13 protein-coding genes are annotated in these 13,665 nt (G+C 63.8%); 10 read left to right on the top strand and 3 right to left on the bottom strand.

The window, feature by feature from the left end:
* Position 1: 1 nt before the first annotated feature.
* Positions 2-3,379: a hybrid sensor histidine kinase/response regulator gene (locus tag ASILVAE211_RS02980; protein ID WP_227319786.1), complete on the bottom strand. Its 3,378-nt coding sequence runs from the start codon at positions 3,377-3,379 to the stop codon at positions 2-4.
* A 200-nt stretch (positions 3,380-3,579) separates the two neighbouring features.
* Between ASILVAE211_RS02980 and urtA the strand changes: the two genes are divergently transcribed.
* The 6 genes from urtA (at position 3,580) to urtE (ending at position 9,898) form a co-directional block, all read left to right on the top strand.
* Positions 3,580-4,962 (top strand): urea ABC transporter substrate-binding protein, encoded by a 1,383-nt coding sequence (gene urtA / locus ASILVAE211_RS02975; protein WP_227319785.1) that lies wholly within the window; start codon positions 3,580-3,582, stop codon positions 4,960-4,962.
* A gap of 214 nt (positions 4,963-5,176) precedes the next feature.
* The gene (gene urtB, locus ASILVAE211_RS02970) at positions 5,177-6,835 is read left to right on the top strand and encodes an urea ABC transporter permease subunit UrtB (protein WP_227319784.1); all 1,659 of its coding nucleotides are present in this window, start codon (positions 5,177-5,179) and stop codon (positions 6,833-6,835) included.
* Positions 6,832-8,007 (top strand): urea ABC transporter permease subunit UrtC, encoded by a 1,176-nt coding sequence (gene urtC / locus ASILVAE211_RS02965; protein WP_227319783.1) that lies wholly within the window; start codon positions 6,832-6,834, stop codon positions 8,005-8,007. The genes urtB and urtC overlap by 4 nt, the downstream gene beginning before the upstream one ends.
* Positions 8,004-8,768: an urea ABC transporter ATP-binding protein UrtD gene (gene urtD / locus ASILVAE211_RS02960; protein WP_227319782.1), complete on the top strand. Its 765-nt coding sequence runs from the start codon at positions 8,004-8,006 to the stop codon at positions 8,766-8,768. Before urtC ends, urtD begins: the two co-directional genes overlap by 4 nt.
* 58 nt (positions 8,769-8,826) lie before the next feature.
* Entirely contained in the window at positions 8,827-9,117 is a 291-nt protein-coding gene (locus tag ASILVAE211_RS02955) for a GIY-YIG nuclease family protein (RefSeq protein ID WP_227319781.1), read from the top strand.
* Between the two features lie 85 nt (positions 9,118-9,202).
* Positions 9,203-9,898: an urea ABC transporter ATP-binding subunit UrtE gene (gene urtE, locus ASILVAE211_RS02950; protein WP_227319780.1), complete on the top strand. Its 696-nt coding sequence runs from the start codon at positions 9,203-9,205 to the stop codon at positions 9,896-9,898.
* Between the two features lie 6 nt (positions 9,899-9,904).
* Here the strand turns inward: urtE and ASILVAE211_RS02945 are convergent, their stop codons facing one another.
* Complete coding sequence (locus tag ASILVAE211_RS02945; RefSeq protein WP_227319779.1) at positions 9,905-10,180, bottom strand: type II toxin-antitoxin system RelE/ParE family toxin; 276 nt, start codon at positions 10,178-10,180, stop codon at positions 9,905-9,907.
* The gene (gene relB, locus ASILVAE211_RS02940) at positions 10,180-10,347 is read right to left on the bottom strand and encodes a type II toxin-antitoxin system RelB family antitoxin (protein WP_227319778.1); all 168 of its coding nucleotides are present in this window, start codon (positions 10,345-10,347) and stop codon (positions 10,180-10,182) included. Before relB ends, ASILVAE211_RS02945 begins: the two co-directional genes overlap by 1 nt.
* A gap of 94 nt (positions 10,348-10,441) precedes the next feature.
* Between relB and ASILVAE211_RS02935 the strand changes: the two genes are divergently transcribed.
* The 4 genes from ASILVAE211_RS02935 to ureC are packed head-to-tail and all read left to right on the top strand — an operon-like array spanning position 10,442 to position 13,654.
* Positions 10,442-11,299 carry an urease accessory protein UreD gene (locus ASILVAE211_RS02935; protein WP_227319777.1) on the top strand — a complete coding sequence of 286 codons (858 nt, stop codon included), beginning with the start codon at positions 10,442-10,444 and terminating at the stop codon, positions 11,297-11,299.
* Between the two features lie 18 nt (positions 11,300-11,317).
* The gene (locus ASILVAE211_RS02930; RefSeq protein WP_227319776.1) at positions 11,318-11,620 is read left to right on the top strand and encodes an urease subunit gamma; all 303 of its coding nucleotides are present in this window, start codon (positions 11,318-11,320) and stop codon (positions 11,618-11,620) included.
* Positions 11,621-11,631: 11 nt separating this feature from the next.
* Complete coding sequence (locus tag ASILVAE211_RS02925) at positions 11,632-11,943, top strand: urease subunit beta (protein ID WP_227319775.1); 312 nt, start codon at positions 11,632-11,634, stop codon at positions 11,941-11,943.
* A 4-nt stretch (positions 11,944-11,947) separates the two neighbouring features.
* Positions 11,948-13,654: an urease subunit alpha gene (gene ureC / locus ASILVAE211_RS02920; RefSeq protein WP_227319774.1), complete on the top strand. Its 1,707-nt coding sequence runs from the start codon at positions 11,948-11,950 to the stop codon at positions 13,652-13,654.
* Positions 13,655-13,665: the final 11 nt, after the last annotated feature.

Here is a 13,665-nt window from a genome sequence, read left to right as displayed (position 1 = left end):
GTCACGGTCTCCGCCCGGCCATCTCATCCAGGGCCGCGATAAAAGCATCCAGCCGGTAATCGGCGATCAGCGCGCGCAAGGGCGTCAGCGTCGGGTCCAGCGCCGGCTGCTCCTCCACCAGGGCGTCCAGCCGCTGGCGGATGCCGCGCACATAGCCGATGGCGGCGAGTTCGCGGAGTTCGCCCAATTGCTGCGCGGTCAGGTCGGCCCCCTCGTCCGCCGTGGCAGGCAGCGCCTCGGTCTCCAGCCTTGTCCAGTCCAGCGCCAGAAGCCGGCCGATGCTCTCCAGCAGCAGATCCAGCCGCACAGGCTTGGCCATGACATCATCATGAAATTGCCCCTCGCGCGGGGCGACTTCCAATTCGCGGGCATTGGCCGAGACGATGACGATGGGCGCCTTCGCCCGCACCTCCTCCCGCAGGCGCTGGGCCAGATCCCAGCCCGTGGCATCGGGCATCGAGAGGTCGAGCAGGAACAGGTCGGGGCGCCATTGCTCGGTCAGCGCCAGGCATTCGGCGCCGCCGGCCGCCCCGACAACGGTAAAGCCCAAAGGCGTCAGCAGATCGAGCATCAGTGACCGCTGGGTCGCGTCGTCATCGGCCACCAGCACCGTCAGGCGTCGGCCGCGATAGCCGGTGATTTCCAGCGCCGGCGGGCTGGGCTTCAGCGTCTCGGCCGCTTCCGACAGCAGCAGGCGCAGGCGGAAGCGGCTGCCCTCGCCCAGCGTGCTGGTGGCCGTCACCTCTCCGCCCATCACCTCCGTCAGTAGGCGCACGATGGTCAGCCCCAGGCCGGTGCCAGGCACCGACTGATCACCTGCACGCTGAAAAGGCTCGAAAATGCGGATGAGGTCGGCTTCCGCGATGCCGCGCCCGGTATCCGTGACATCGAATTCCGCGACCTGGCTGCGGTAGCGCACCGTGAAGGTGACGCTGCCTTCGGTCGTGAACTTGATGGCGTTCGACAGAAGATTGATGAGCACCTGCCGCAGCCGATGCTCATCCGCATAGACCAGGCGCGGCAGCGGATCGGCCCGGTAATGCAGCGCGATGCCTTTGGTCTCGGCCTGCAAGCGCATCATCTGCACCAGATGATCGAGAAATTCCGGCAGGCGGATTTCATCCCGATACAGCTCGATATGCCCGGCCTCGATTTTGGAAATGTCGAGCAGGCCGCCGATCAGCGCTGTCAGATGCTCGCCCGAGCGGCGGATGATGCGCAGACCCTCCCGCTTGCGGGCTGGGATATCGGCGTCCTTCTCCAAGAGCTGGGCATAGCCAAGGATGGCGTTCAGCGGACTGCGGAGTTCGTGGCTGATGCCGACGACATAGCGGCTTTTGGCGCGGGAGGCGGCCTCGGCCGTTTCCTTGGCCCGCTGCAATTCGGCATCCGTCTGGCGATGGGCGCTGATTTCGTCCAGCAGCAGCACGGTCTGGCGGCGCGTCTCTTCCTCCGCCGCGCGCCGGCTTTCTTGCGCCAGCACGGCCAGCCAGGAGACGACGCCGCCAATGACGAGCATGACCAGGAAGGTCTTCCAGAAGGCGGCATTGGCGGCAGCCTTGCTGATCGGGCCACTACTCACGGTCTGCGCGTCGATGGCGATCAGCAGCAGGCCGGTGCCGGCCGCGAACAGGAACAGCACGCCGATGAAACGCGCCACCCGCACGCGCATGAGCGCGATGACGGGCGCGGGCATGACGAAGCGGAAGCTTTTCGCGACCTGCTCGGCCACCCGCCCATGCGGTTTGCAGGCGTCATGGCAGCGGGCGTCGAGCGAACAGCAGAGCGAGCAAATGGGGCCGGTATAGACCGGGCAATAGGCCATGTCCTCGGGCTCGAAAGCATGTTCGCAGACGGAGCAGGCGATGGTGCCGCGCGAGGCCCAGGCGGCGCGGCCCCGCCGGGCCAGATAGGTGCGGCCGCCGGTGCCCCAGGCGATCAGCGGGGCCACAAGAAAGGCCCCGCCGAAGGCGATGAAGGTGGAGAGTGCTGCCGGCCCCCGCCCCAGCAGCCCGGCATAGGCCGAGAGCGAGACGATGACAGCCAGCAGCATGGCGCCGACACCGACCGGATTGATGTCGAAGAGATGCGCGCGCTTGAACTCGATGCCCTTCGGACTGAGGCCGAGCCGCTTGTTGACCACCAGATCGGCGACCAGCGCGCCCATCCAGGCGGCGGCGACATTGGAATAGACGACCAGCGTGTGCTGGATGGTCTTGGTTACCCCGGTTTCCATCAGCAGCAGGGCAATGACGATATTGAAGATCAGCCAGATGACGCGGCCGGGATGGCTGTGCGTCAGGCGCGAAAAGAAATTCGACCAGGCGAGCGACCCGGCATAGGCATTGGTGATGTTGATCTTGACCTGAGAGACCACGACCAGAGCGCAGGTCAGCATGATGGCGACGGGCGACGATGCGATGGTCTGGAAAGCCAGCCGGTACATCTGCGCCGGCTGCACGGCATCATCCGGCAGCATTCCGCTTTGCAGGGCGACATAGGCCAGCAGGGAGCCCGCCAGCAGCTTGATGACGTCGATCGCGATCCAGCCTGGACCGCCGAGGATCAGCGCCGTCCACCAGCGCCGCGCGCCGATGGCCGATTGCGGTGGCAGGAAGCGGATGAAATCCACCTGCTCGGCGGTTTGCGTGATCATGGCAAAAAGGATGGAGGCGGCGGCGCCGAAGCCTGCCAGATCGAACCCGGCCGCGCGGCCATGCTGGCCCGCAAACCGGGTCCAGCCCGGAAGCCAGTCCGGATGCGTGACCAGCACCGCGATGATCGGCACCAGGTTGAGGACGAACCAGATCGGCTGGGTCCAGAGCTGGAAGCGGCTGATGAAGGTGATGCCGTGGGTGACCAGCGGCAGGATGACGATGGCGCACAGAATATAGCCCAGCCATTCCGGCACGCCGAAAAAGCTTTGCAGCATGGAGGCGAGAATCACGGCCTCGATGCCGAAAAAGATGAAGGTGAAACTCGCATAAATCAGCGAGGTGATGGTGGAGCCGATATAGCCGAAACCCGCACCGCGCGTCAGCAGATCGACATCCACGCCCGCCCGCGCGGCATGGGCGCAGATGGGAATGCTGATCAGAAAGATCATGACGCTGACGAAGGCGATGGCCAGAATCGAATTCTGGAAGCCGTAGGCCAGCGTGATGGTGCCGCCGATCGCTTCCAGCGCGAGGAAGGAGACGGCACCCAGGGCGGTATTGGCCACCCGCAGCGCCGTCCATTTGCGCGCGCTTTTGGCCGTGAAGCGGAGCGCGTAATCCTCCAGCGTCTGGTTGGCGACCCAGCGGTTATATTCCCGCCTGGTGCGGGTGATGCGCTGCCGCGCCAGCCGCGCGGAGCCTGAAGGTGTCGTTATCCTCACCGCGCCGCCTTAATGTAGGTCTCTCTCAGGCGGGGCCGCCCGGCCATGACGAATAAACCGATTCCTATCAAAGCATAGACCGCGCGCCCGGTCATACGCGCTTTTGCGTATGGTCCCGGACGACCAGTCAACGTCACTCTCCGCCCCAGGTCGCGTTTGCCGACATGGAATTTTCTGACAACGAGAGAGGAACCGAGACGATGACGGACGAAATCAAGCCGGCGCTGCCGGAAACCGACGCCGCCCCGCAAATCGAGATGGGCCGCCGTTCGCTGGGCGGCCTGGGCCTTGCCGCCGCTGCCGCCGCCACCATCGGCACCGCCGCCGTCGGCACGGTCGCGACCACCCGCCCGGCCCGCGCCCAGGCCGCCGGCACCATCAAAGTCGGCATCATGCACTCCCTGTCCGGCACCATGGCCATCAGCGAAACCCCGCTGAAGGAAGTGATGCTGATGCTGATCGACCAGCAGAATGCCAATGGCGGCCTGCTGGGCCAGAAGCTGGAAGCCGTCGTCGTCGACCCTGCCTCCAACTGGCCGCTGTTTGCCGAAAAGGCGAAGCAGCTTCTGTCCGTCGACAAATGCGCCGCCGTCTTCGGCTGCTGGACCTCGGTTTCCCGCAAGTCCGTGCTGCCGGTCTTCGAGCAGCTGAACGGCATCCTGTTCTACCCGGTCCAGTATGAGGGCCAGGAATGCAGCCGCAATATCTTCTACACCGGCGCTGCCCCGAACCAGCAGGCCATTCCGGCCGTCGACTATCTGATGGACACGATGCATGTGAAGCGTTGGGTTCTGGCCGGCACCGATTACGTCTATCCGCGCACGACCAACAAGATCCTGGAAGCCTATCTGAAGTCCAAGGGCGTCGCCGCCTCCGACATCATGATCAACTACACGCCCTTCGGCTATTCCGACTGGCAGGGCATCGTCTCCCAGATCAAAAGCTTCGGCTCCTCGGGCGCCAAGACGGCCGTTGTCTCCACCATCAATGGTGACGCCAACGTGCCCTTCTACAAGGAACTGGGCAACCAGGGCATCAAGGCGACCGATATTCCGGTCGTGGCCTTCTCGGTCGGCGAGCAGGAACTGGCCGGCATCGACACCAAGCCGCTGGTCGGCCACCTCGCCGCCTGGAACTATTTCGAAAGCGTCGACAGCCCGGCCAATACGCAGTTCATCGCCGACTTCAAGAAATTCGCGAAGAACGACAAGCGCGTCACGAACGACCCGATGGAAGCGGCCTATATCGGCTTCAATATGTGGGTGAAGGCGGTCGAGAAGGCCAATACGACCGATACCGACGCCGTCATCGCCGCCCTGCCCGGCATCACCGCCGGCAACCTCTCGGGCGATTATTCCGCCATGATGCCGAACCACCACATCACCAAGCCGGTGCTGATCGGCGAAATTCAGGGCAACGGCCAGTTCAACATAGTCTACGAAACGCCGGGCACCGTCGTCGCCCAGCCCTGGTCGCCCTATCTGCCGGAATCGAAGGACCTGATCGGCGACTGGCTGCCGCCCATGAGCTGCGGCAACTACGACGTCGTGAAGGGCAAGTGCCTGGGCAGCAAGGCGAGCTGACACGCTCTCCGACCTGTCACCTCAATGAAGCCGTCACCCCCGGGCTTGTCCCGGGGGTCCACCCGGTCGCCCAGGCAAAACGCCGCCTGGGCGCTCGATCCACGTCTCGCACTCCCGAATGGGTAGATCCGCGGGACAAGCCCGCGGATGACGATAGAGCAGTCGGCGATTGGCTCGACCGCGCCATGACACCGCAGCGAGAGGAGCTTAGCCATTGAGCCAGTTCTTTCATCAACCCTGCCGTTGGCGGCCAGCCATCCTTGGTCTTCTGTTGGCTATGCTGGCTTTCGCTCCTCTCACACCCGCCCATGCCCAAAGCGCGCCGACCAGCCAGACGGCAGCCGACCCTTATCTGGGCCTGACCAGCCGCGACCTTGATGACGTGGTGAGCGCGGTCAACGCCATCTCCGTCTCGGGTGACGCACGAGCGCGCAAGGTGCTGGATGCGCTCGGCAATAACGAACTCTATACCTGGAAATATCCGCGCCCCGACGCCGGGCTTTTCATTCATGACACCGATTCCGGCGCTTGGCTGAATGCCCGCACCGGCGCCACCATTGCGGCACCGCCCTTCATGCAGGTGCGCCGCATCGTCGCCAGCGACATGGTGACCGGTGCGATTGCGACCGCCGAAGGCGTGCTTGACCTCTCCTCGCCCGACACCGCAACGCGCCAGAAGGCGGCAGAGGCGATTTTCGAATCACCCGCCGCAGGCACCTTGCCCATCGTGCAGCATGCGCTGAGCCATGAGCAGAACCCGCGCGTGCGGGCGACGTTGCTGCAGGCGGAAGCGGCAGACCAGCTTGCCTTGTCCACGACAGACCAGACGACACAGCTCGCGGCTGTGAACACCATCGCGGCGCGCGGCGACATGGCGGCGCGGAACGAGCTTGCCTCGCTCTCCGGCGCCCCGAAGGCGGTGGCAGTTGCGGCTGCCACCGCCATCAAACATATCGATTTTTCGCTGAAACTCTGGAGCTGGGGCGAAACCGTCTATTACGGCCTCAGCCTCGGCTCGGTGCTGCTGCTGGCCGCCGCGGGGCTCGCCATCACCTTCGGCGTCATGGGCGTCATCAACATGGCCCATGGCGAGATGGTGATGATCGGCGCCTATGCGACCTTCGTGGTGCAGCAGGTGTTTCGCGCCTATGCACCGGATCTCTTCGGTGCCAGCGTCATCGTCGCCATCCCGGTCGCCTTCGTCGTCGCTGGCGCCATCGGCATTCTGATCGAACGCTGCCTGATCCGCTTCCTGTACGGCCGTCCGCTCGAAACCCTGCTCGCGACCTGGGGTCTCAGCCTGGTGCTGCAACAGGCCGTGCGCTCGGGCTTCGGCGCCGAGAACCAGAACGTGGCCACGCCCGACTGGATGAGCGGCTTCTTCATGGTGGGTGGCCTCACCATCACGCTCAACCGGCTTTGCATCATCATCTTCGCCTTCGCGGTCGTGGGCGGGCTGATGGCGGTGATGCGCTTCACGCCGCTGGGCTTACGCATGCGCGCGGTGACGCAGAACCGCCGCATGGCGGCCAGCATGGGCATCCGCACGCCCTGGATCGATGCCATGACCTTCGGTCTGGGCTCAGGCATTGCGGGCGTCGCGGGCGTGGCACTCGCGCAGATCGACAATGTCTCTCCGAACCTCGGCCAGAACTACATCATCGACAGTTTCATGGTCGTGGTCTTCGGCGGCGTCGGCAATCTATGGGGTACCGTGCTGGCGGCGATGACCTTGGGCATCGTCAACAAGGGGCTGGAGCCGGTGGCGGGCGCGGTGCTCGGCAAGATCGTCGTCCTGGTCCTGATCATCCTCTTCATTCAGCGGCGTCCGCGCGGGTTGTTCCCCGTCAAGGGACGGGCGGTGGAAGCATGACCCGCCTTTCCCTGACCCTCACGCCGGTCATCATCATCGGCGTCGCGATCATCCTTGCCATCCTCAATCTGGCGACGCCCGCGACCAGCGCGCTGCATGTCTCGGATTTCGTCGTCGGTCTTGCCGGCAAATATCTCTGCTACGCCCTGCTGGCACTTGCCGTCGATCTGGTCTGGGGTTTTGCTGGCATTCTCACGCTCGGCCACGCCGCCTTCTTCGCGCTGGGCGGCTATTGCATGGGCATGTATCTGACGCGCGAGATCGGCGCGCGCGGCGTTTATGCCAATGCCAATCTGCCGGATTTCATGATCTTCATCGGCTGGAAGCAGCTGCCCTGGTATTGGCATGGTTTCGCCTGGTTCCCCTTCGCCATGGTGATGGTGCTGGTGGTGCCGGCGATCCTGGCCGCCGTCTTCGGCTTCCTGGCCTTCCGCAGCCGCGTCTCGGGCGTCTATCTCTCCATCATCACCCAGGCGCTGACCTATGCGCTGCTGCTGGCCTTTTTCCGCAACGACATGGGCTTCGGCGGCAATAACGGCATGACCGATTTCAAGGACATTATCGGTTTCCCGCTCAACCGCAGCAGCACGACGACGGCGCTGATGGTGATTTCGGCTATCTTCACGGCCGGTGCCTTCCTCTTCGCCCGCTGGCTGGTGGGCAGCCGCTACGGGCAGGTTCTGGTGGCTGTGCGCGACGCCGAAAGCCGCACGCGCTTCCTGGGCTACCGGCCGGAATACTACAAGCTTGTGGTCTGGGTTCTGTCCGCCGTCATCGCCGGCATCGGCGGCGCGCTGTACGTGCCGCAGGTCGGTATCATCAATCCCGGCGAATTCGCGCCTGCGAATTCCATCGAAGCGGTGATCTGGGTCGCGGTCGGTGGGCGCGGCACGCTGTCGGGCGCCATCCTCGGCGCGGTGCTGGTGAATTTCGGCAAGACGATCCTGACCGGCGCGCTGCCCGGCGCCTGGCTTTATGCGCTGGGTGGCCTTTTCATTCTCGTCACGCTGTTCCTGCCGAAAGGCATTGTCGGCACCTTTGCCCGGCGGACCGGGAATGACGCGGCGCTGCCGACCGCGCATGAGAAGCAGGGTCTGGCCGCCATCGACGGCCAGACGGCTGATCTGGCCGAGGCCGGCGCGGATATCGAGGATGGGGAGAAAACGGCATGAACGCGCAACCCATCGGGGCCGTCAGCGGTGACCTTCTGTATCTCAACGGCGTCAACAAAACCTTCGACGGGTTCAAGGCCATCAACAATCTGTCTCTCACCTTGGCGAAGGGCGAGATGCGGGCGGTGATCGGGCCGAACGGCGCCGGCAAAAGCACGATGATGGATATCATCACCGGAAAGACCAAGCCCGATACCGGGCAGGTCGTGTTCGGCGCTTCCACAGACCTCACGAAGATGGATGAGCCTGCGATTGCCAAGCTCGGCATCGGGCGGAAATTCCAGAAGCCGACGACCTTCGAGAATCATACCGTCTGGGACAATCTTCTGCTGGCCCTGGCCGGTGATCGCTCCCCCTGGTTCACGCTGCGGGCACGCAAGCAGAAGAGCGAGGAAGAGAAGATCGCGGAGCTGCTGGAGACGATAAGGCTGACCGATCATCGTCATCGCCGCGCCGCCAATCTGTCGCACGGGCAGAAGCAGTGGCTGGAAATCGGCATGCTGCTGGCTCAGGACCCGGAACTGCTGCTGGTGGATGAGCCGGTCGCCGGCATGACGGATGCCGAGACGGAACAGACCGCGCATTTGCTGCGCGACATCAACCGCACGCGCTCCGTCGTCGTCGTGGAACATGACATGACCTTCGTGCGCGCACTCGGCGTGAAGGTGACGGTGCTGCACGAAGGTTCGGTGCTGTCGGAAGGAACGCTTGATCATGTCAGCGCCGATCCGAAGGTGATCGACGTGTATCTGGGGCGGTGATTCGCGATGATTCCGTCATGCCCGCGAAAGCGGGCATCTTCTGGAGACGAGGCGCATCATGGAGAAAGGTGGCTGGGTCTATATCATGACCAACCGCCGCGACGGAGTTTTGTATATCGGCGTGACGTCCGATCTGATTGGCCGCTCAAGCCAGCATCGTTCTGGTGAAACAAGGAGCTTCACGCAGAGATATTGGCTGAAGCAACTGGTGTACTACGAACGGCACGATGAGATCGTGAATGCCATCGCCCGGGAAAAGGCGCTGAAGAAATGGCGTCGTGCCTGGAAGGTGGCCTTGATCGAGACAACTAACCCGGAATGGCATGACCTTTATGATTCTATTCTGTAGCGGCGCCCAAGAAGATGCCCGCATTCGCGGGCATGACGGCTATTTAGCGGTATGACGCTGCTTACGTTTGTGGAGGAGGACCGCAATGCTTGAAGTCCAGAACGTCAATCTGCATTACGGCGCCGCCATCGCGCTGCGTGGCGTCTCTATCAAGGCCGAGCTCGGCACCGTCACCTCCATCCTCGGCCGCAACGGTGTCGGCAAGACCAGCCTGCTGCGGGCGATAACGGGGGCGCATCCCATCTCGGGCGGCGATATCCGCTGGGAAGGCACCAGCATCGCCAAAATGCCGGCCTATGAGCGCGCCAAGCGCGGCATCGCCTGGGTGCCGCAGGGCCGCGACATCTTCCCTCTTCTCACCGTGCGGGAAAACCTGGAAACGGGTTTCGCCGTCCTACCCCGCCGCGAAAGAAAAATTCCGGAAGAGATTTTCGAACTCTTCCCGATCCTGAAAAGCATGATGGGCCGGCGCGGCGGTGATCTGTCAGGCGGCCAGCAGCAGCAGCTCGCCATCGGCCGCGCGCTTGTCATGCGCCCGCGCCTGCTGGTGCTGGATGAGCCGACCGAGGGTATTCAACCCAGCATCATCAAGGATATCGGCCGCGTCATTTCTCTGCTGCGCAGTCGCGGCACCATGGCGATCCTGCTGGTGGAGCAATATTACGATTTCGCCCATGAACTGGCGCAGACGCTGGCGGTGATGGATCGCGGGTCCATCGTCGTGGCAGGCGCGCGCGACAGCCTGGATGAGACCGAAGTGCGCAAGCATCTGTCGGTGTGAGGTTAGTCAGGGATAGCGCCGTCGCGCGTGAATTACCGAAATTATTTCAATATGATGAGGCTGAATTTTATATACGACAATATAGTTTGGATGCGCGACCAATTCGCGCGTTCCGGGAACGCGACCCGTTCTATAGAGGTAAGGATGCTTCGATAAAGGCAGAACAACGCTTACGATACGATCTCGCAAATGCGCGGCAGATCTTGGATTGGATTGCGCGATTTCGAAAATCAGCCGCTCGAGTTCTTCCAGCGCTTCTTCTCGCCATCGAATAGGCAGCATTATCCGCGCTTGGACGCTTGCCGGGCTTTTTCGATAATTGTCTCGATGCGCGCCATAGCCTCTTCATGGGAGACCGTCGGTCGTGTGTCAGCAAGACTGGCCTCGACCTTGGCACGAAACCAGCGGTCATAGGCCTCGGCTTCTTCAGCCGACACAAAGTCCGACATCTTGGGCGGAACTTCCTGCATCCCGCAATATTAGCACAAACGCCCTGAGAGACCCAGGGATTTGAACCCGCCGCCGTTCATGCCACAGAGAGACATGGATTCCGCCCAGCTCACTTATTCCGCCCGCGCCCAGCGCGCCTATGGCCGCTTGCGCGTCGCCTTCAACCGGCGCGGCACGGACACCGTGCTGGCGGTGCTGCGGCAGGAAGGCTGTTTCAAGGCCCGGCACCCGCGCCCTGAGCCAGGCGGCATCCCTGAGACCGTACTGCTCAATACTTCGGGCGGGATTACCGGCGGGGATGACCTGGCGGCCGTCATCGAGGCCGGACCGGGCAGCCATTTCGTCACCACCACCCAGGCGGCCGAGCGCTATTACAGGGCGAGCCCCGCCTCCCCGCCCGCCACCATCCGGTCCAACCTCACCATCGCCGAGGGCGCGCTGCTGGAATGGCTGCCGCAGGAGACGATCCTGTTCGACCGCTGCAAGCTGGACCGGACGCTGACGGTCGATATGGCCGCCGACGCCCGTTTCCTGGGCGTGGAAAGCCTCATCTTCGGGCGGCAGGCGATGGGCGAGACGGTGCAGGATATCAGCCTGCGTGACCGCATCGTCATCCGCCACGGCGGCAAGCTCATCCTGCATGACGCGACCCGGCTGGACGGCGAAGTGGCGACCCTTATGGGCAGGGCCAGCACCTTCGCCGATGCGCGGGCCATGGCAACCATCGTCGCCGTGCGGCCCGATGCCGGGGATTTCGTGGAACCCTTGCGCGCGGCCCTTGGCCCGGGGCTTCTGCCGGATCATAGTCTGGAAGCCGGCGTCTCGGCCTGGAATGGCCTTGTTCTTGCGAGACTGCTGGCCACCGACGGGGCCAATTTGCGCCGAGCGGTGATGACGGGTCTGGATATCCTGCGGGGCGGCGCTGCCTTGCCGCGCGTCTGGCAATTGTAGGTAGGGAGAGAGTTTCAGGTGAACCTGACGCCCAGAGAAAAAGACAAGCTGCTCATTGCCATGGCCGCCAATGTCGCGCGCCGCCGGCTGGAGCGTGGCGTGGTGCTCAACTATCCCGAGGCCATCGCGCTCATCACCGATTTCGTGGTCGAAGGCGCGCGCGACGGCCGCACCGTCGCCGATCTGATGGAAGCCGGCGCCCATGTCATCACCCGCGATCAGGTCATGGAAGGCATCCCCGAGATGATCCATGACGTGCAGGTGGAAGCGACCTTCCCCGACGGCACCAAGCTCGTCACCGTCCACCAGCCGATCCGCTGAAGGAGCCGCCCATGATCCCCGGAGAACTGATCCCGGCTGACGGCGATATCGCGCTGAATGCCGGTGCCGTGCCGATCACGCTGACCGTCGCCAATACCGGAGACCGCCCGGTGCAGGTCGGCAGCCACTACCATTTCGCGGAAACCAATCCGGGCCTCGCCTTCGACCGCGCCGCCGCGCGCGGCTATCGGCTGGATATCGCCGCCGGCACCGCCGTGCGGTTTGAGCCCGGACAATCCCGCGAGGTGACGCTGATCCCCATTCGCGGCGCCCGCGTCATTTATGGTTTCCGGGGCGATGTCTCCGGCAAACTGGAGGCCTGACCCCATGGCCCGTATGTCCCGCCATGCCTATGCGCATATGTTCGGCCCCACGGTGGGCGACCGCGTGCGTCTGGCCGATACCGAGCTTTTCGTCGAAGTGGAGAAGGATTTCACCACCTACGGCGAGGAAGTGAAATTCGGTGGCGGCAAGGTCATTCGTGACGGCATGGGCCAGTCCCAGGTCACCAATGCCGCAGGTGCCGCCGATACCGTCATCACCAACGCGCTGATCATCGACCATTGGGGCATCGTCAAAGCCGATGTCGCCATCAAGGGCGGGCGCATCGCCGGCATCGGCAAGGCCGGCAACCCGGACACGCAGCCGGGTGTGACCATCATCATCGGACCGGGAACGGAAATCATTGCCGGCGAAGGCCGCATTTTGACGGCCGGCGGCTTCGACAGCCATATCCATTTCATCTGCCCGCAGCAGGTGGATGAGGCGCTGACCTCGGGCCTGACGACCATGCTGGGCGGCGGCACCGGGCCGGCCACCGGCACGGCGGCCACGACCTGCACGCCCGGCCCCTTCCATCTCGCCCGCATGTTGCAGGCGGCCGAAGGCCTGCCGATGAACCTGGCTTTCGCCGGCAAGGGCAATGCGTCGCGCCCCGAAGCTCTGGAGGAGATGATCCGTGCCGGGGCCTGTGCCCTGAAACTGCATGAGGATTGGGGCACCACGCCTGCCGCCATCGACAACTGCCTGACGGTTGCCGACCGCTTCGACGTTCAGGTGATGATCCATACGGATACGCTGAACGAAAGCGGCTTCGTGGAGGACTCAATCGCCGCCATCGGCGGGCGCACCATCCACGCCTATCATACCGAGGGCGCGGGCGGCGGCCATGCGCCGGATATCATCCGCGTCGCCGGCCTGCCGAACGTCATTCCGTCCAGCACCAACCCGACGCGCCCGTATACGCGCAATACGCTGGACGAGCATCTGGACATGCTGATGGTGTGTCATCACCTGGACCCGGAAATCCCCGAAGATATCGCCTTCGCGGAAAGCCGCATCCGGCGCGAGACGATCGCCGCCGAAGACATCCTGCATGACCTCGGCGCCTTCTCGATCATCAGTTCCGACAGCCAGGCCATGGGCCGCGTGGGCGAGGTGATCACCCGCACATGGCAGACGGCGCATAAGATGAAGGTGCAGCGCGGATCGCTGGCGGGCGACGGCCCGGCCGACAACAACCGGGTGAAGCGCTATATCGCGAAATACACCATCAACCCGGCCATCGCGCATGGCATTTCCGAGCATATCGGCTCCATCGAACTCGGCAAGCTGGCTGACCTCGTGCTGTGGAATCCGGCCTTTTTCGGCGTGAAGCCGGATATGGTGCTGAAATCCGGCACCATCGCGACCGCGATGATGGGTGACCCGAATGCTTCCATCCCGACGCCGCAGCCGATCCATTCACGGCCGATGTTCGGCAGTTTCGGACGCAGCCTGACGCTGTCCTCCGTGCTCTTCGTCTCGGGTGCCGCGATCGACGCCGATATCGGCCGCAACCTTGGCCTGTCGCGCGAGCTTGTCGCCGTCAGCAACACGCGCGGCGGCATCGGCAAAGCCAGCATGGTGCATAACGATGCGACGCCGAATATCGAGGTTGACCCGGAAACCTATGAAGTGCGGGCCGACGGCGTGCTGTTGACCTGCGAACCGGCAACCGTGCTGCCCATGGCGCAGCGGTATTTCCTGTTTTGATGAGGGCACAC

Origin of the sequence: Acidisoma silvae, assembly GCF_020618775.1 — a bacterium.
In the GTDB taxonomy this organism is placed as follows: Bacteria; Pseudomonadota; Alphaproteobacteria; order Acetobacterales; family Acetobacteraceae; genus Acidisoma; species Acidisoma silvae.
Note: the sequence above shows the minus strand (reverse complement) of the source record. Positions and strands in the feature narration are given on the sequence as shown.

What these genes read in the sequence shown, in the direction of transcription:
- urtA (WP_227319785.1), top strand. Translation starts at nt 3,580, where the DNA reads ATGACGGACGAAATCAAGCCGGCGCTGCCGGAAACCGACGCCGCCCCG.
- urtC (WP_227319783.1), top strand. Translation starts at nt 6,832, where the DNA reads ATGACCCGCCTTTCCCTGACCCTCACGCCGGTCATCATCATCGGCGTC.
- urtD (WP_227319782.1), top strand. Translation starts at nt 8,004, where the DNA reads ATGAACGCGCAACCCATCGGGGCCGTCAGCGGTGACCTTCTGTATCTC.
- ASILVAE211_RS02955 (WP_227319781.1), top strand. Translation starts at nt 8,827, where the DNA reads ATGGAGAAAGGTGGCTGGGTCTATATCATGACCAACCGCCGCGACGGA.
- urtE (WP_227319780.1), top strand. Translation starts at nt 9,203, where the DNA reads ATGCTTGAAGTCCAGAACGTCAATCTGCATTACGGCGCCGCCATCGCG.
- ASILVAE211_RS02945 (WP_227319779.1), bottom strand. Translation starts at nt 10,180, where the DNA reads ATGCTGCCTATTCGATGGCGAGAAGAAGCGCTGGAAGAACTCGAGCGG.
- relB (WP_227319778.1), bottom strand. Translation starts at nt 10,347, where the DNA reads ATGTCGGACTTTGTGTCGGCTGAAGAAGCCGAGGCCTATGACCGCTGG.
- ASILVAE211_RS02935 (WP_227319777.1), top strand. Translation starts at nt 10,442, where the DNA reads ATGGATTCCGCCCAGCTCACTTATTCCGCCCGCGCCCAGCGCGCCTAT.
- ASILVAE211_RS02925 (WP_227319775.1), top strand. Translation starts at nt 11,632, where the DNA reads ATGATCCCCGGAGAACTGATCCCGGCTGACGGCGATATCGCGCTGAAT.
- ureC (WP_227319774.1), top strand. Translation starts at nt 11,948, where the DNA reads ATGGCCCGTATGTCCCGCCATGCCTATGCGCATATGTTCGGCCCCACG.